At 63.1% G+C, this 17,948-nt stretch carries 14 protein-coding genes; 11 read left to right on the top strand and 3 right to left on the bottom strand.

The window, feature by feature from the left end; translation table 11 throughout:
- Nucleotide 1 precedes the first annotated feature (1 nt).
- The 6 genes from murC (at nucleotide 2) to lpxC (ending at nucleotide 6,736) form a co-directional block, all read left to right on the top strand.
- On the top strand, nucleotides 2-1,402 hold the full coding sequence (gene murC / locus P3C50_RS18320; protein WP_275547149.1) for a UDP-N-acetylmuramate--L-alanine ligase: 1,401 nt from the start codon (nucleotides 2-4) through the stop codon (nucleotides 1,400-1,402).
- The gene (locus tag P3C50_RS18325) at nucleotides 1,399-2,340 is read left to right on the top strand and encodes a D-alanine--D-alanine ligase (protein ID WP_275547049.1); all 942 of its coding nucleotides are present in this window, start codon (nucleotides 1,399-1,401) and stop codon (nucleotides 2,338-2,340) included. The genes murC and P3C50_RS18325 overlap by 4 nt, the downstream gene beginning before the upstream one ends.
- A gap of 3 nt (nucleotides 2,341-2,343) precedes the next feature.
- On the top strand, nucleotides 2,344-3,210 hold the full coding sequence (locus P3C50_RS18330) for a cell division protein FtsQ/DivIB (protein WP_197857478.1): 867 nt from the start codon (nucleotides 2,344-2,346) through the stop codon (nucleotides 3,208-3,210).
- 16 nt (nucleotides 3,211-3,226) lie between these two features.
- Nucleotides 3,227-4,474, top strand: coding sequence for a cell division protein FtsA (gene ftsA, locus P3C50_RS18335; RefSeq protein WP_147810556.1), 1,248 nt, complete (start codon nucleotides 3,227-3,229; stop codon nucleotides 4,472-4,474).
- A gap of 45 nt (nucleotides 4,475-4,519) precedes the next feature.
- Nucleotides 4,520-5,713, top strand: a complete 1,194-nt coding sequence (ftsZ, locus tag P3C50_RS18340) for a cell division protein FtsZ (protein WP_275547050.1) — start codon at nucleotides 4,520-4,522, stop codon at nucleotides 5,711-5,713.
- Between the two features lie 111 nt (nucleotides 5,714-5,824).
- Nucleotides 5,825-6,736: a UDP-3-O-acyl-N-acetylglucosamine deacetylase gene (lpxC, locus tag P3C50_RS18345; protein ID WP_024307034.1), complete on the top strand. Its 912-nt coding sequence runs from the start codon at nucleotides 5,825-5,827 to the stop codon at nucleotides 6,734-6,736.
- 596 nt (nucleotides 6,737-7,332) lie between these two features.
- Here the strand turns inward: lpxC and P3C50_RS18350 are convergent.
- Nucleotides 7,333-7,788, bottom strand: coding sequence for a DUF721 domain-containing protein (locus tag P3C50_RS18350; RefSeq protein WP_041976983.1), 456 nt, complete (start codon nucleotides 7,786-7,788; stop codon nucleotides 7,333-7,335).
- A 78-nt stretch (nucleotides 7,789-7,866) separates the two neighbouring features.
- Here P3C50_RS18350 and P3C50_RS18355 point away from each other — a divergent pair, with 78 nt between their 5' ends.
- The 5 genes from P3C50_RS18355 to P3C50_RS18375 all read left to right on the top strand — a co-directional run bounded on the left by P3C50_RS18355 (nucleotide 7,867) and on the right by P3C50_RS18375 (nucleotide 14,923).
- On the top strand, nucleotides 7,867-8,787 hold the full coding sequence (locus P3C50_RS18355; protein WP_275547051.1) for a M23 family metallopeptidase: 921 nt from the start codon (nucleotides 7,867-7,869) through the stop codon (nucleotides 8,785-8,787).
- Between the two features lie 241 nt (nucleotides 8,788-9,028).
- A complete protein-coding gene (secA, locus tag P3C50_RS18360; RefSeq protein WP_275547052.1) occupies nucleotides 9,029-11,764 on the top strand; it encodes a preprotein translocase subunit SecA in 2,736 nt (911 codons plus the stop codon).
- 157 nt (nucleotides 11,765-11,921) lie between these two features.
- The gene (argJ, locus tag P3C50_RS18365) at nucleotides 11,922-13,139 is read left to right on the top strand and encodes a bifunctional glutamate N-acetyltransferase/amino-acid acetyltransferase ArgJ (protein WP_275547053.1); all 1,218 of its coding nucleotides are present in this window, start codon (nucleotides 11,922-11,924) and stop codon (nucleotides 13,137-13,139) included.
- 210 nt (nucleotides 13,140-13,349) lie between these two features.
- Nucleotides 13,350-13,982: a glutathione S-transferase family protein gene (locus P3C50_RS18370; RefSeq protein WP_275547054.1), complete on the top strand. Its 633-nt coding sequence runs from the start codon at nucleotides 13,350-13,352 to the stop codon at nucleotides 13,980-13,982.
- Complete coding sequence (locus P3C50_RS18375; RefSeq protein ID WP_275547055.1) at nucleotides 13,979-14,923, top strand: Nudix family hydrolase; 945 nt, start codon at nucleotides 13,979-13,981, stop codon at nucleotides 14,921-14,923. The genes P3C50_RS18370 and P3C50_RS18375 overlap by 4 nt, the downstream gene beginning before the upstream one ends.
- A 378-nt stretch (nucleotides 14,924-15,301) precedes the next feature.
- Here the strand turns inward: P3C50_RS18375 and P3C50_RS18380 are convergent, their stop codons facing one another.
- On the bottom strand, nucleotides 15,302-15,877 hold the full coding sequence (locus P3C50_RS18380) for a cob(I)yrinic acid a,c-diamide adenosyltransferase (RefSeq protein ID WP_275547056.1): 576 nt from the start codon (nucleotides 15,875-15,877) through the stop codon (nucleotides 15,302-15,304).
- A gap of 3 nt (nucleotides 15,878-15,880) precedes the next feature.
- Complete coding sequence (locus P3C50_RS18385) at nucleotides 15,881-17,899, bottom strand: ATP-binding protein (protein WP_275547057.1); 2,019 nt, start codon at nucleotides 17,897-17,899, stop codon at nucleotides 15,881-15,883.
- Nucleotides 17,900-17,948: the final 49 nt, after the last annotated feature.

The raw sequence follows: 17,948 nt of genomic DNA on the forward strand, positions 1-17,948 counted from the left end.
CATGCGTCGTATCCGTCGCATCCACTTCGTCGGTATCGGCGGTGTGGGCATGTGCGGTATCGCCGAGGTGCTGCTCAATCTGGGTTACGAAGTGTCCGGCTCGGACCTCAAGGCCTCGGCCGTGACCGAGCGCCTGGAAAATTTCGGCGCGACCATTTTCATCGGGCATCGTGCAGAGAATGCCGAGCAGGCTGACGTGCTGGTGGTCTCCAGCGCCGTCAACACCAGCAACCCGGAGGTCGCCACCGCACTGGAGCGCCGTATTCCCGTGGTGCCGCGCGCCGAGATGCTCGCCGAACTGATGCGCTACCGCCACGGTATCGCGGTGGCCGGCACCCATGGCAAGACGACCACCACCAGCCTGCTGGCCTCGGTGTTCGCTGCTGGCGGCCTGGATCCGACCTTCGTCATCGGTGGCCGCCTGAACGCCGCCGGCACCAATGCCCAGCTCGGCTCCAGCCGCTTCCTGATCGCCGAAGCGGACGAGAGCGACGCCAGTTTCCTGCATCTGCAGCCGATGGTTTCGGTGGTCACCAACATCGACGCCGACCACATGAGCACCTATGGCGGCGACTTCAACAGGCTGAAGAAGACCTTCGTCGAGTTCCTGCACAACCTGCCGTTCTACGGCCTGGCCGTGCTCTGCGTGGACGACCCGGTGGTGCGCGAGCTGCTGCCGCAGGTCGGTCGCCCGACCGTGACCTATGGCTTCTCCGAAGATGCTGATATTCGTGCGATCAACGTACGCCAGCAAGGCATGCGCACCTATTTCACCGTGCTGCGCCCGGACTGCGAGCCGCTCGACGTGTCGGTGAACATGCCGGGCAATCACAACGTGCTCAATGCACTGGCGACCATCGCCATCGCCAGCGACGAAGGCATCGATGATGCCGCCATCGTCAGCGGTCTGGCGGACTTCCAGGGCGTCGGCCGGCGCTTCCAGGTCTACGGCGAACTGCCAGTGGATGGCGGCAACGTGATGCTGGTGGACGACTACGGTCATCACCCGCGTGAAGTGGCTGCGGTGATCAAGGCCGTACGCGGCGGTTGGCCGGAGCGTCGCCTGGTTATGGTCTACCAGCCGCACCGTTACAGCCGCACCCGCGATCTGTACGACGACTTCGTGCAGGTGCTCGGTGAGTCCAACGTGCTGTTGCTGGTTGAGGTGTACCCGGCCGGCGAGGAGCCGATTCCGGGCGCCGACAGCCGTCAGCTGTGCCACAGCATTCGTCAGCGCGGCAAGCTCGACCCGATCTACGTCGAGCGTGGCGCCGACGTGGCGCCGCTGCTCAGACCGCTGCTGCGCGCCGGCGACATCCTGTTGTGCCAGGGCGCTGGCGATATCGGCGCGGTGGCGTCGCAATTGATCAAGCACCCACTGTTCGTGGGGGAGTCGAAATGAGTTTGCACAGTACCCTCGATCCCAAGGCGTTCGGCCGCGTCGCCGTGCTTTTCGGCGGTAAGAGCGCCGAGCGCGAGGTGTCGCTGAAATCCGGTAATGCGGTGCTCAGCGCCCTGCAGACGGCTGGCGTGGACGCCTTCGGCATCGATGTGGGTGATGATTTCCTGGCTCGCCTGAACAGCGAGAAGATCGACCGTGCGTTCATCGTGCTGCACGGTCGCGGTGGTGAGGACGGCTCCATGCAGGGCCTGCTCGAATGCGCCGGCATTCCCTACACCGGTAGCGGCATCCTCGCTTCGGCGCTGGCCATGGATAAGCTGCGCACCAAGCAGGTCTGGCACAGCCTCGGCCTGCCGACGCCGCGTCACGCCGTGCTGACCTCGCAGGCCGATTGCGAAGCCGCCGCGGCAGAGCTGGGCTTCCCGCTGATCGTCAAACCGGCCCATGAGGGCTCGAGCATCGGCATGGCCAAGGTGGAAAGCCTGGAGGCGTTGATCGCTGCCTGGCAGGACGCCGCCCGCTATGACAGCCAGGTGCTGGTCGAACAGTGGATCGCCGGCCCCGAGTACACCATCGCCGTGTTGCGTGGTGAAGTGCTGCCGCCCATTGGTCTCGGCACTCCGCACACCTTCTACGACTACGACGCCAAGTACCTGGCCGATGACACCCAGTACCGCATTCCTTGTGGCCTGTCCGCCGAGAAGGAAACCGAGCTTAAGGCGCTGACCGCACGCGCCTGCGAGGCCGTGGGCACTCAGGGCTGGGCGCGCGCCGACGTGATGCAGGACGCCAGCGGCCAGTTCTGGTTGCTGGAAGTGAACACCGTACCGGGCATGACCGATCACAGTCTGGTGCCGATGGCCGCACGCGCTGCTGGTCTGGATTTCCAGCAACTGGTGCTGGCGATTCTGGCCGACAGCGTCGAGGCGAGGGGTTAAGTCATGACAGTGGCTTTGCGTCACCAGGACACGCTGAGGGCTCCGCTGCGCGGTAAGCCCGCGCCGCGTGGCGCCAGCCGTCTGGTGGCCAAGGAGCCGATGCGCCTGCGCATGCCCAAACCGGATTTCTCCTGGGTCGGGCGTGTGCTCTGGCCGCTGCTGCTGGTCGGCTTGGGCTTTGGCGCCTACGAAGGTGCGCAGCGTCTGCTGCCTTACGCTGACCGCCCGATCGCGCGCATCAGCGTGCAGGGTGATCTGGCTTACGTCAGCCAGCAGGCGGTACAGCGGAGGATCGCGCCGTTCATCGAGGCGAGCTTCTTCAGCGCCGACCTGCGCGGCATGCGCGAGGAACTGGAGCGCATGCCCTGGATAGCCCACGCCGAAGTGCGTCGCGTCTGGCCGGATCAGATCGACGTGCGCCTGGAAGAACAACTGCCCATCGCTCGTTGGGGTGACGAGGCGCTGCTCAACAACCAGGGCCAGGCGTTCGCGCCGCAGGAGCTGGACAACTACCAGCACCTGCCACAGCTGTCCGGCCCCAAGCGGGCGCAACCGAAGGTGATGCAGCAGTATCAGATGCTCAGCCAACTGCTGCGGCCGATGGGCTTCACCGTGGTCGGGCTGCAACTGCGTGAGCGCGGCAGCTGGTTCCTCTCGGCCACCGAGAACGCCAGCGGTCAGCGTATCGACATCCTGCTGGGGCGTGATCACGTGGTGGAAAAAATGCGTCGGTTCGCCGCCATCTACGAGCGGGAGCTGAAGGAACAGAGCGCGAACATCGCGCGCATCGACCTGCGTTATGCCAACGGTCTGGCCGTGGCCTGGCGTGAGCCGGTGGAGCCGGCTGCGGCCGAGCAGAAAGTGAATTGAGAAGAGGCAGGACTAAATGAGTAGCGCGCAGAGCGGCAAGATGATCGTTGGCCTGGACATCGGCACCTCCAAGGTGGTGGCGCTGGTGGGCGAGGTGACGGCCGACGGCCAGCTGGAAATCGTCGGCATCGGCACCCATCCGTCGCGCGGGCTGAAGAAGGGCGTGGTGGTCAATATCGAGTCCACCGTGGCCTCGATTCAGCGCGCCGTGGAAGAGGCGCAGCTGATGGCCGGTTGCCGCATCCATTCGGCGTTCGTCGGCGTGGCCGGCAATCATATCCGCAGCCTCAACAGCCACGGCATCGTCGCCATCCGCGATCGGGAAGTGAGCCCGGCCGATATCGAGCGCGTGCTCGACGCTGCACAGGCCGTGGCCATCCCGGCGGACCAGCGGGTATTGCACACCCTGGCGCAGGACTACGTGATCGACAACCAAGAAGGCGTGCGCGAGCCGCTGGGCATGTCCGGCGTGCGCTTGGAAGCCAAGGTGCACGTGGTCACCTGCGCCGTGAACGCCGCGCAGAACATCGAGAAGTGCGTGCGCCGCTGTGGCCTGGAAGTCGACGACATCATCCTCGAGCAGCTTGCATCCGCTTATTCGGTGCTGACCGAGGACGAGAAGGAGCTGGGCGTGTGCCTGGTGGACATCGGCGGTGGCACCACCGATATCGCCATCTTCACCGAAGGCGCGATTCGCCACACCGCAGTCATCCCGATTGCCGGTGACCAGGTGACCAACGACATCGCCATGGCTTTGCGTACGCCGACCCAGTACGCCGAGGAGATCAAGATTCGCTACGCCTGCGCGCTGGCCAAGCTGGCCGGTGCCGGCGAAACCATCAAGGTGCCGAGCGTTGGTGATCGTCCGCCGCGAGACCTGTCGCGTCAGTCCCTGGCTGAAGTTGTCGAGCCGCGTTACGACGAGCTGTTCACTCTGGTTCAGGCCGAGCTGCGTCGCAGTGGCTACGAAGACCTGATTCCCGCCGGCATCGTTATGACTGGCGGTACGGCGAAGATGGAAGGCGCGGTGGAGCTGGCCGAGGAAATCTTCCACATGCCGGTGCGCCTTGGCGTGCCGCACAGCGTCAAGGGCATGGCCGATGTCGTGCGCAACCCGATTTATTCCACCGGTGTGGGCTTGCTGATGTACGGGCTGCAGAAGCAGAACGACGGCATTTCCATGTCGGTGGGTAGTCCTTATCAGGACGAGAGCAAAACCCCGGTACTCGAGCGCATCAAGCGTTGGGTGCAAGGCAATTTCTAAATTTTGCAGTAGGCGTTACACAACTAGAAAGGAAGGAGAGGGATCATGTTCGAACTAGTAGACAACATTCCACAAAGCGCGGTGATCAAGGTCATCGGTGTCGGTGGTGGCGGCGGTAACGCGGTCAATCACATGGCTGTCAGCAACATCGAGGGCGTCGAGTTCATCTGCGCCAACACCGATGCGCAGGCGCTGAAGAACATCGGTGCGCGCACCGTGCTGCAGCTCGGCCCGGGTGTGACCAAGGGCCTGGGTGCTGGCGCCAATCCGGAAGTCGGTCGTCAGGCCGCGCTGGAAGATCGCGAGCGCATCGCCGAAGTGCTTTCCGGCACCGACATGGTGTTCATCACCACCGGCATGGGTGGTGGTACCGGTACCGGCGCCGCGCCGGTCATCGCCGAAGTGGCCAAGGAGCTGGGCATTCTGACCGTGGCCGTGGTTACCCGTCCGTTCCCGTTCGAAGGCAAGAAGCGCATGGTCATCGCCGATGAAGGCATCCGTGCGCTGGCCGAGAGCGTCGACTCGCTGATCACCATCCCCAACGAGAAACTGCTGACCATCCTCGGCAAGGACGCCAGCCTGCTGTCCGCCTTCGCCAAGGCTGACGACGTGCTGGCCGGTGCCGTGCGCGGTATCTCCGACATCATCAAGCGTCCGGGCATGATCAACGTCGACTTCGCCGACGTGAAGACCGTGATGAGCGAAATGGGCATGGCGATGATGGGCACCGGCTGCGCCAGCGGTCCGAACCGTGCGCGTGAAGCCACCGAGGCGGCCATCCGCAACCCGCTGCTGGAAGACGTCAACCTGCAGGGCGCTCGCGGCATCCTGGTCAATATCACTGCCGGTCCGGACCTGTCCCTGGGCGAGTACTCCGACGTGGGTAGCATCATCGAGCAGTTCGCGTCCGAGCAGGCCACCGTCAAGGTCGGCACCGTGATCGACGCCGACATGCGCGATGAGCTGCACGTTACCGTGGTTGCCACCGGCCTTGGTGCGCGCATGGAAAAACCGGTCAAGGTGGTCGACAACACCGTGCAGGTCGCCGTCAGCCAGCCGGTTGCCCAGCAGCCCGTCGCGCAGCCGCGCAGCGAGCAGACGGTCAACTACAAGGACTACGAGCGTCCGACCGTGCAGCGTCAGAGCCACAGCGGCGCGGCCACTGCAGCCAAGCTCAATACCCAGGACGATCTGGATTACCTGGATATTCCGGCTTTCCTGCGTCGCCAGGCTGATTGATGAAATTTATCAGGAGTATATGGGTGATTGGTGTTCAGCAAAGGTCGGTTCTGCTATCATTCCCGACCATTGTTGAAAACAGTTCGCAACTAGCGATATAGCGGCCAAGCCATGATCAGACAACGCACCCTGAAGAACATCATCCGTGCCACCGGCGTTGGCCTGCATTCGGGGGAAAAGGTTTACCTGACCCTGAAGCCGGCTCCGGTGGACACCGGTATCGTGTTTCGTCGCACCGATCTCGACCCGATCGTGGAAATCCGCGCATTGGCCGGGAATGTCGGTGAAACCACCATGTCGACCACGTTGATCAATGGTGATGTCAAGGTGGACACGGTAGAGCATCTGCTTTCGGCCATGGCAGGCCTGGGCATCGATAACGCCTACGTCGAGCTCTCCGCGTCCGAAGTACCGATCATGGATGGCAGCGCCGGTCCCTTCGTATTCCTGATTCAATCCGCCGGCCTGCAGGAGCAGGAAGCGCCGAAGAAGTTCATCCGCATCCTGCGTGAGGTAACCGTTGAGGAGGGCGACAAGCGCGCCACCTTCGTACCTTTCGACGGGTTCAAGGTGAGCTTCGAGATCGACTTCGATCACCCTGTGTTCCGCAACCGTACGCAGAGTGCCAGTGTGGATTTCTCCAGCACGTCTTTCGTCAAGGAAGTCAGCCGGGCCCGCACCTTCGGCTTCATGCGTGACATCGAGTTCCTGCGTTCGCAGAACCTGGCGCTCGGTGGCAGTGTGGAAAACGCCATCGTGGTCGACGAGTATCGCGTGCTCAACGAGGACGGCCTGCGTTACGAGGACGAATTCGTCAAACACAAGATTCTCGATGCCATCGGTGACCTGTACCTGCTGGGTAACAGCCTGATCGGCGAGTTCAAGGGCTTCAAGTCCGGTCACGCACTGAACAATCGTTTGCTGCGCACCCTGATCGAGCAGACCGATGCCTGGGAAATGGTGACCTTCGAGGACGCCAAGCTCGCACCGATCTCTTACATGCGCCCGGTTGCGGCAGTGTAAACCTACTCTCTTTCCAGCTTTATTTGAGGCCACCTTCGGGTGGCCTTTTTTATGGTTCTTCGCTTTTTGCGGAGGGATACGTTTGCCACCGAACTGGCAAGCTTGTGTGCGTATCGCTTACTGACTAGCACTATTACCGCGTGCGTTGAGCGTTTGGCTTTTGCTCTTGAAGCGCGATCTCATAGACGACGCACAAGTCCCCTTCAGGAGGCCGAGTGGAATCGCCGTGGAAGGGGTTGAGCGACATGGATGTCGCGAGAGCCGTGATGGGCCAGGGATGGCCCTTCGTCGGTGGGTCGCATCCGGTCGTGCCCCTGGAGCGGTGATGGAGCGAGGGAACCCCGGCGCAGCCGGGGCCGGATGGCGGGGTGCCCTTCTCTTTGGTTACTTTCTCTTGGGCAAGCAAGAGAAAGTGACTCGCCCGTAAGGGGCGAAACCCATCAGATCAGGCGACGCGCCAATGGATAGTGCCAACACCGAAAGCACACATTTATTTGCCAGTCTTGTGGCAAGCCTAATAATTGTAGGGAAATTTCTGGCGCCATTTGCCTGGCGTAGGGCGCGAGCGGAAGTTTGCCGACGAACGGAGCGGGGCGTTATTCGCCTTTCTGGGTATGACTGGCCAGGCGCTCCAATGCGGCGCGTAGCCTGGGGTCGCTGATACCTTCGGCGGTCGCCTGGATGCTTTGTGCGGCGCTATTGGACAAGTGCAGGGTGCGACCGGTTCCACGATTCTGCCCGCCTTGAGGTTGCACCTTGAACAGGATTTTCGTTAAGGTCGCGAATTCTTCGAGTGCCTGCAGTTGTCGTTGCAGCCTTCTTTGCTGATAACGCAGGCGTGTTGCCCAGTGGCCATCGGTCACGATCAATAGCAGACAGCCTTCACGCCAGGACGCTACATGACAGTGTTCCCGGGCAGCTGGTTGTAGCTGGCTTTCGACAAGACGCTGCAGGTGGGTAAGGCGTTGCGCCTGACCGAACAGCGCTTTCAGGGGCTTGGCTTCGCGTAACAGCTTAGCGGGTGCCTGAGCCGGCAAGGGACGAAACGTCATGGCAGGAGGCCTTTGATTGCAGAGCCGTCATGGTAGCAGAGCGTGCTGCCGGCCTGTGTTCTGCGAAATGGGGAAACCATGCATATCATTCTGCTCAACAGCCGTCACGGTTCAGCGCGAACGATCCATCTAAACCTGCGCTGGTTGCTGCTGTCGGCCGTCCTATCGCTGGTCATGAGCCTGGGCGCTGGTGCCGCGCTGGGCGCCAAGTGGCTGACAGCCGAACCTGTGGTCGACACCTCGCTGGCAGACGCGCTCGACCAGCAGCGCGAGCAGGTCGGTGCGGTACGTCAGGACGCCCAGCGTCAGCTCGATGCGTTCGCCGTGCACGTCGCCGAACTGCAGGCGCGCCTGACCCGGCTCGATGCCTTGGGCGAACGCCTCACCGAGCTGGCAGAGCTGGATGCCGGCGAGTTCGACTTTTCCCTGAGCGTTGGCCAGGGCGGTGCGGAAGATGCCCTGGGCGCTTCGGCGTACACGCCGCCACCTTTCATGAACGCGCTGGATGAGCTCGCCCTGCGTGTCGAAAGCCGCGAACAGCAGCTGGAAGTGCTGGAGCAACTGCTTGGCGAACGTCGCCTGAACGAAGCTGAAACACTGTCCGGACGTCCGGTTTTGCAAGGTTATGTGTCGTCACCTTTCGGCCGGCGCGTGCATCCGCTGACCGGCCGTTCGAGCATGCACAAGGGCATGGATTTCGCCGCCAAGCCCGGTAGCGATGTGGTTTCCGTGGCGGCGGGGGTGGTGACCTTCTCGGGCAAGAAGAGCGGTTACGGCAATACCGTGGAAATCAGCCACGCCGATGGCTACGTCACGCTCTATGCGCACAACCAGAGCAACACCGTGCAGATCGGTGATCTGGTGCAGCGCGGTCAGACCATCGCCAAGGTCGGTCGCACGGGGCGCTCCACCGGTTATCACGTGCATTTCGAGGTCAGCAAGGATGGCCGTCAGGTCAACCCTGCGCTGTACATCGCGCGTGCCAGCAGCGTCGAGTGAGCATGCCGCTTTTGCGCTGCCCTTGAATTGCCAGCATGCGACCCTCATATAACGTTTCGCGCCGCGCCCCCGGTTCGCTGGGGATGCGTGGCCTGCGCCATCACGCGGCAGCAATGGGCTGACAACGTCACTTTCCTCACCGGGTTTTCCGGGTAGAATGCCCCCTTCGCCCGCAGCCATGCAGGCTGCCAGGTCGCGATTTGCGCCGACCTCCATCCATTCGCCGGAAGATCCTGTCGATATGTTTGCGCCTCTGTTTAAAAAACTTTTCGGAAGCAAGAATGAGCGTGAAGTCAAACGCATGCTCAAGGCGGTGCAGTCCGTCAATGTCCTCGAAGAGCAGATGATCGCCCTCTCGGACGAGCAGCTGCGTGGCAAGACCGAAGAGTTCAAGGGCCGTCTGGCCAAAGGCGAAACCCTCGACAAACTGCTCCCCGAAGCCTTCGCCGTGGCCCGTGAGGCCGGCAAGCGGGTCATGGGCATGCGCCACTTCGATGTGCAGCTGATCGGCGGTATGACCCTGCATGAAGGCAAGATCGCCGAGATGCGTACCGGTGAGGGCAAGACCCTCGTAGGTACCCTGGCGGTCTACCTCAACGCACTGTCCGGCAAGGGCGTGCACGTGGTCACGGTCAACGAATACCTGGCCCGCCGCGACGCCAACTGGATGCGTCCGCTGTACGAATTCCTCGGCCTGTCCGTGGGCATCGTCACCCCCTTCCAGCCGCCGGAAGAGAAGCGCGCCGCCTACGCTGCCGACATCACCTACGGCACCAACAACGAATTCGGTTTCGACTACCTGCGCGACAACATGGCCTTCAGCCTGGAAGACAAATTCCAGCGCGAGTTGAATTTCGCCGTGATCGACGAAGTCGACTCCATCCTCATCGACGAAGCCCGTACCCCGCTGATCATCTCCGGTCAGGCCGAAGACAGCTCCAAGCTGTACATCGAGATCAACAAGCTGATCCCGCGCCTCAAGCAACACATCGAGGAAGAAGAGGGCGTGGTGACTCAGGAGGGCCATTACAAGGTCGACGAGAAATCGCGCCAGGTCGAACTCAACGAGGCCGGCCACCAGTACGTCGAGGAGATGCTCACCGCAGCCGGCCTGCTGGCCGAGGGCGAAAGCCTCTACTCTGCGCACAACCTCGGCCTGCTTACACACGTCTACGCCGGCCTGCGTGCGCACAAGCTGTTCAATCGCAATGTCGAATACATCGTGCAGAACGGCCAGGTGATCCTGATCGACGAACACACCGGCCGTACCATGCCGGGTCGCCGCCTCTCCGAGGGCCTGCACCAGGCCATCGAAGCCAAGGAGGGGGTGAACATCCAGGCCGAGAGCCAGACGCTGGCCTCGACCACCTTCCAGAACTACTTCCGTCTCTACAACAAGCTGTCCGGTATGACCGGTACCGCCGATACCGAGGCGTTCGAATTCCGCCAGATCTACGGTCTGGACGTGATGGTGATCCCGACCAACAAGGCGATCGCGCGCAAGGACTTCAACGACCTGGTCTACCTGACCCAGGAAGAGAAGTACCAGGCGATCATCGCCGACATCAAGGACTGCCAGGCTCAGGGCCGGCCGATCCTGGTCGGTACCGCGACCATCGAGACCTCCGAATACGTCAGCCTGCTGCTGAACAAGGAAGGTATCGAGCACAAGGTGCTTAACGCCAAGTTCCACGACAAGGAAGCGGAGATCATCGCCCAGGCCGGCCGTCCGGGTGCGCTGACCATCGCCACCAACATGGCCGGTCGGGGTACCGACATCCTCCTAGGTGGCAACTGGGAAGTGGAAGTCGCTGCCCTGGAGAACCCCACCGACGAGCAGATCGCGCAGACCAAGGCCGAGTGGCAGAAGCGTCACCAGCAGGTGATCGAGGCTGGCGGCCTGCACGTGATCGCATCCGAGCGTCACGAATCGCGCCGTATCGACAACCAGCTGCGTGGCCGTGCCGGTCGACAGGGCGACCCGGGTTCGAGCCGCTTCTACCTGTCGCTGGAAGACAACCTGATGCGTATCTTCGCCTCGGATCGGGTGAAGAACTTCATGAAGGCCCTGGGCATGCAGTCCGGTGAGGCCATCGAGCACCGCATGGTCACCAATGCCATCGAGAAGGCCCAGCGCAAGGTCGAAGGCCGCAACTTCGACATGCGCAAGCAACTGCTCGAATTCGACGACGTGGCCAACGAGCAGCGCAAGGTGATCTATCACATGCGCAACAGCCTGCTGGCTGCCGATAACGTCGGTGACACCATCGCCGAGTTCCGCGAGGAAGTGCTGACCGCCGCGGTCAACAACCACATTCCGCCGCAGTCGATGCCGGAGCAGTGGGACGTCGCCGGCCTTGAGTCCACCCTGCAGAGCGACTTCGGCATCAAGCTGCCGATCCAGCAGTGGCTGGACGAAGACCACAAGCTGTACGAGGAAACCCTGCGCGAGCGCATCCTCGCCGAGCTGCTGGCGGCGTACAACGAGAAGGAAACTCAGGCCAGCGCCGAGGCCCTGCGCACCTTCGAGAAGCAGATTCTGCTGCGCGTACTGGACGACCTGTGGAAAGACCACCTGTCGACCATGGACCACCTGCGCCACGGTATCCATCTGCGTGGCTACGCGCAGAAGAACCCCAAGCAGGAATACAAGCGCGAGTCCTTCGCCCTGTTCCAGGAACTGCTGGAATCGATCAAGCGCGATGCCATCCGCGTGCTCAGCCACGTTCAGGTGCGTCGCGAAGATCCGGCCGAGGAAGAAGCCCGTCTGCGTCGCGAGGCCGAAGCCATGGCCGAGCGTATGCAGTTCCAGCACGCCGATGCCTCGGCGCTGGCGGCTGAAGAGAATGAAGGCGAAGAGGGCGATGTCGCCGTGGCTGCCGCGCCGGTGCGCGCCGAGCCGAAGGTAGGGCGCAACGAGCCGTGCTCTTGTGGCTCGGGCAAGAAGTACAAGCACTGCCACGGTCAGATCGGCTGATCACGGCAGGTGAGCGCCGCCAAGGCGCTTGCAGTAGAAGGGGCTTCGGCTATGCTGTTGCCGCCCCGATGACGCCGCGACGGCTCTGCCGCTCGCGGCGTTTTAACATCTTTCAGACCGCCTGGCGGTCGGTAATGTCTCACAAGGAGCTCACCTTATGGCTGTTGGTCTTGGCCCGCTGTCTACCCTGCACCCGGTTCCTGGTTTCGAGTTGGGCATCGCCTCGGCCGGCATCAAGCGCCCCGGGCGCAAGGATGTGGTGGTGATGCGCTGCGCCGAGGGCTCGCGTATCGCCGGGGTGACCACCACCAATGCGTTCTGCGCTGCGCCCGTGTTGATCACCCGTGAGCGTCTGGGTGGCGAGGTGCGTTACCTGCTGACCAATACCGGCAATGCCAACGCCGGTACCGGTGCGGACGGCCTGGCCCGTGCGCGCCGCGCCTGTGCGCGTCTGGCCGAATTGACCGGCGTTACCGAAGGCGCCGTGCTGCCATTCTCCACCGGTGTGATCGGCGAGCCGCTGCCGGTGGAGAAGATCGAATCCGCGCTGCAGGCCGCGCTGGATGACCTCAAGGTCGACAACTGGGAAGCCGCCGCCACCGGCATCATGACCACCGACACCCTGCCCAAGGGTGCCAGCCGTCAATTCCAGCACGATGGCGTGACCATCACCGTCACCGGCATCTCCAAGGGCGCCGGTATGATCCGTCCGAACATGGCCACCATGCTCGGCTACATCGCTACCGACGCCAAGGTTGCCCAAGGCGTGCTGCAGGATCTGGTGCGCGACGCGGCGAACAAGTCGTTCAACCGCATCACCATCGACGGCGACACCTCCACCAACGACTGCTGCATGCTGATCGCCACCGGCCAGGCCGCGCTGCCGGAGATCAGCGAGGCTTCCGGTGAGCTGTTCACCAAGCTCAAGCAGGCGGTGTTCGACGTGTTCATGGAAGTGGCGCAGGCCATCGTGCGTGACGGCGAAGGTGCAACCAAGTTCGTCACCGTGCAGGTCAACGGCGGCGGCACCCATCAGGAATGCCTGGACGTGGCTTATGCCGTGGCCCACTCGCCGCTGATCAAGACCGCGCTGTTCGCCTCCGACCCGAACTGGGGACGCATCCTCGCGGCTGTCGGTTATGCCGGCGTGCCGCAACTGGACGTGAGTAAGATCGACGTATTCCTCGGTGAGGTCTGCATCGCCAGCAAGGGCTGCCGTGCCACCACCTACACCGAAGAGCAGGGCGCAGCGGTGATGGCCCGTGAGGAGATCACCATCCGCATCGAGCTGGGTCGCGGCACCTGCAGCGAGACCATCTGGACCACCGACCTGTCCCACGAGTACGTCAAGATCAACGCCGAATACCGGACATAAGCGGTTACAAGCTGCAAGCCACAAGCGGCAAGTTAGAGCCAGGGCCTTGAGCCCGAGTTGGGAACGGCACTCGCTGATTAGCTTGCAGCTGTTCTGTCATTCCCGCGCCTCATGACCCCATGACGCGCGGGAATTTGCTATTCGGAGGACGGGCTTTTAACGTCGAGCGACTTCAGATCATTTCCAAGACCCTAGGCGAGGACGCGCAAGATGGCACTGCAACTGGTGATTGGCGACAAGAACTATTCCTCCTGGTCGCTGCGTGCGGCGTTGGCGGTCGATCTGGCCGGAGCCGACTGCGAAGAGCTGCGGGTACGTTTGTTTCAGCCGGACAGTCGCGCACAACTGTTGCGCTATTCGCCCACCGGTAAAGTGCCGGTTCTGCTGACTGAGCAGGGCGCCGTCTGGGATTCCCTGGCGATTGCCGAGTATCTGGCCGAATGTTATCCCGAGTCGCAGCTGTGGCCGCAGGAGCGTCAGGCTCGCGCGCTGGCGCGCAGCATTTGCGCTGAAATGCACAGCGGTTTCAGTGCGCTGCGCAGCCACCTGCCCATGGACCTGGCGCGAGACCAGGCACTGGCCGAACTGCCTGACGCGGCACAGGCCGATATCGACCGCATCTGTGCGATCTGGGCCGGCTGCCGCGAGCGTTACGCCAGCGCCGGCAACTATCTGTTCGGCCAGGCCGGCATCGCCGACGCCTTCTATGCGCCGGTCGCCGCGCGACTGCGCAGCTATCGTGTGGCGCTGCCGACAGCGGCTGCGGCCTATGTCGAAACCATCTATCGCTGGCCGGCGTTCCAGCGCTGGTATCAGGCGGCATTGCAGGAGGTGAAGGGTTGAAGCGTGTGCATGTCGCCGCAGCGGTGATTCGGGATGTCGATGGACGCATCCTGATCGCCAGGCGGCCCGAGGACAAACATCAGGGCGGCCTATGGGAGTTCCCCGGCGGCAAGGTGGAAGAGGGCGAGGCGGTGCGTGTCGCTCTTGATCGCGAACTGGAGGAGGAGCTGGGCATTCGTCCGCAGGCGGCGCGCCCGCTGATCCAGATTCGCCACGACTACCCGGACAAGCAGGTGTTGCTGGACGTTTGGGAAGTCTCGGCCTTCAGTGGCGAGCCGCATGGCGCAGAAGGCCAGCCGCTGGCCTGGGCTAGCGAGCGGCAGTTGCTGGAATACGAGTTCCCGGCTGCCAACAAGCCCATAGTCGCCGCCGCGCGCCTGCCGGACCGCTACCTGATCACCCCGGATGGCCTAGAGCCGAGTGAGCTGCTCGCCGATATCCGCAGTGCTCTGACGCAGGGAGTACGGTTGATTCAGTTGCGCGCGCCGAATATGTTCGACCCGCAGTACCGAGATTTGGCTGTCGACGTGCAGGGCCTGTGTGCCGGCAAGGCGCAACTGATGCTCAAGGGACCGCTGGAGTGGCTGGGGGATTTTCCTGCGGCGGGTTGGCACCTGACCGCCGAACAGCTGCGCAAGTATGCCGCGGGTGGCCGGCCTTTCCCGGAGGATCGCTGGCTGGCGGCCTCCTGCCACGGTGCCGAGGAGCTGGCGCTGGCGGCGCAGATGGGCGTGGATTTCGTCACCCTGTCGCCGGTGCAGGCGACCGCGACGCACCCTGAGGCACAGCCGCTGGGCTGGGAGGCTGCGCGCGAACTGCTGACCCATTTCAACCTGCCGGCCTATCTGTTGGGCGGCGTTGCCCCGGCCGATATCGAACGCGCCTGGCAGACCGGCGCACAAGGTGTAGCGGGTATCCGCGCGTTCTGGCCTGCCCTGTAGGTGCGCAGGAATGTATGGATGGGGGCGAGCGGATTTATCCGCGAAAGGTTGCAGGCACCGGGATGTCAATGATCGCGAATAAATTCGCTCCTACAAAAGCCGGCCCGGTGGCGGATGGATGTGGCGGCACGGTTTGTAGGAGCGGATTTATCCGCGAAGGGCGGCAGGCACCGAGACCGTGATGATCGCGAATAAATTCGCTCCTACAAAAAGCCGACCCTGCACCGTGTGGATGTGAATCCATGTTCTGTAGGAGCGGATTTATCCGCGAAGGGCGGCAGGCACGGGGACGTCGATGATCGCGAATAAATTCGCTCCTACAAAAAGCCGGCCCGGCAGCGGATGGATGCTGGACGGTTGGCGGGGGCGTGATCGTTTCTATGGTTTGTCAGCCGCCTTCCACAGTACCTCGGCAACGCCCTGGCGTCTGGCGATCAGGCGGGCGGCGACGAACAGCAGGTCGGAAAGACGGTTGACGTAAGCCAGGCCCTCGGCGCGTAGCGGCTCGACGGCGTTGAGATGCTGGCAGCGGCGCTCGGCGCTGCGGGCGAAGCTGCGGCAGACATGGGCCTGGGCGATCAGTCTCGAGCCGCCAGGCAGGATGAAGTTCTCCAGCGGTCCGACCTCGTCGTTCCAGCGGTCGATAACAGACTCCAGACGTTCGATTTCCATCGATTGCAGCGCCTGATATTCGGGCATTGCCAGCTCGCCGCCGAGATCGAACAGGCGGTGCTGGCAGGGGCTCAGCACCTCGCTGATCTCCTTGAGGCCCGGTCTGGTCGCTGCCGCTTCATCCAGATCGGCGAGCAGCAGGCCGAGCTGGCTGTTGAGCGTGTCCAGTTCGCCGATGGCGTCGATACGTGGGTGGTCCTTGCCGACTCGGCGGCCATCGGCCAGGCCGGTTTCCCCTTTGTCGCCGGTGCGGGTGTAGATCTTCGAGAGGCGAAAGCCCATGGCTCAGAGTCCTGTGTTCTCGGGCAGCGAGGCCAACGGCAGGCGCAGGGTGAAGCAGGTGCCCTGGCCCGGCGTGGAGTGCACCTCCATCTGCCCCTTGTGATTGTTGGTGACGATGAAATAGGAAACCGCCAGGCCGAGGCCGGTGCCCTGGCCGACCTCCTTTGTGGTGAAGAACGGCTCGAAGATGCGCTTGCGCACCGCTTCGTTCATGCCTGTGCCGTTGTCTTCCACCTGAACTTCCGCCCAGTTGCCGGCTTGCCGGGTGCGCAGAATGATGCGGCCGGGCTCGGCCTCGTCGTCGCGCTGATGGATGGCCTGGGCGGCGTTCTTCAGCAGGTTGAGCAGCACCTGCTCCAGTTCGTTGGCGGTACCGGCCACTGGCCCCAGCATCGGGTCGAACTGGCGCACGATCTCCAGGGTTCTGAAATCGAAGCTGTCGGCCAGATCGAAGTCATTGCCGGCGATATCCAGAGCCTGATCGATCAGCGCTGGCAGGTCGCAGGGCGAGAGCTGGCGGTCGCTGCGCCGGCTGAAACTGAGCATGTGGCTGACGATCTTGGCGGCGCGCTGGCCGGCCTGCTGGATGCCGTCGAGCAGGCGCGGTATCTCGCGCGCCGTCATGTAGTGCTGGATGACGGCCAGGCTGACGCCAGCCTGCTCGGCCTGTTCGAGGTTTTTTTCCAGGTCCGGTGACAGGCGTCGGCGAATGTTCTGCACGTTGTGCAGGATGGCGCCGAGCGGGTTGTTGATCTCGTGCGCCATGCCCGCGGCCAGGCCGCCGACCGACAGCATCTTCTCCGACTGCACCATCATTTCCTCGAGGGCCAGGCGCTGAGTGATGTCGTCGATACGGATCACCACACCGCGCCCGGCGCTGCCCATCAGCGGATAGAAGGTCAGCGCGTAGTGGTGGGGATCCTCGCCCTTGTGCCAGGTCACGCGCTCGATCTTTTCCACCCTGTGCTGTTCGGCGGTGTGCTTGAGTTGCGAGAGAAACGGCTTGAGCGGTGGGAATGCGAGAAAGAACGGCTGGTTCAGCGCCTCCTCCAGGCGCGTGCCGGACAGGGCGCTGGCCTCCTGATTCCATTGCGTCACGTAGAGCTGTTCGTCGAGGGCGATCAGCGCCGAAGGCATGGAGTCGATGATGCTGTTGAGGTAGTTCTGAAAACCGGTGAGCTTTTTCTCGATCTTGCTGCGCACCTGTACTTCCAGCTCCAGCTTGCGATTGGAGTGGCGGGTTTCCTCGGCCAGGCTCTGCGCCTGGTCGAAGGCCTGCTGGGCGTCGTCGCGGGCGCGCTTGAGCTGCTGCTCGCGTGCCTCCATACGCATCAGCATGGTGTTGAAGGCGTCGGCCAGGCTGCCGATTTCATCCTGATTGCCGCGATTGGCACGCAGTGCATAGTTCTCTTCGCGGGTGACCTGGCGTGAGAGCTCTTCCAGACGACGGATGGGTTTGGTCACCAGGCGTTTGATCTGTTTGGCCACCAGCAGCCAGAGCAGCACGCTGAAGGCCAGGATGACCAGGCTGGCGGTCAGGGTACCAGTATAGAACGCGCCAGGCAGCTCGCTGGAGGCGACCAGCAACAGCGCTCCGGGGCGGCCGCTTGGATGCGGCAGCTCGACCAGCAGGTTGGTACGAAAGGCGGTTACACGCCAGTTCTGCAGTTCGTCGAGCTCCTGCGGCAGTTGCAGTTTTTCACCGCGCTGCAACTGCGCCACGCTGTTGCCGTTGCCGTCGTAGATCACCGCGGCACGCAGCGGCGCGTATTCGTCCAGGCGTTTTAGCAGTGCTTCGGCCGAGTCCGGCGAGCGCAGCGCCTGCGCGCTCAGCGCCGGGCTGGCGATGAGCCGGCCGAGGGTGTGCAGGGCCTGTGGCGCCATGCTCTCCTGAGTGATCCAGTAGGCCGCGCTGATGAAGGCCAGGTTGGCCACCAGCATCACCGCGGCGAGCAACACCAGCAGCGCGGCGAGCAGTTTGCGGCCAACCGGCAGGTTTTCCAGGCGCTGACGCAGTCTCATGAGGTTATCGCTGTGGTGAATGAAAACGGCAGGTTAGCGCGCCGGGGCA

It is taken from the genome of Pseudomonas sp. Marseille-Q0931, from assembly GCF_940789645.1.
Classification (GTDB): Bacteria; Pseudomonadota; Gammaproteobacteria; order Pseudomonadales; family Pseudomonadaceae; genus Aquipseudomonas.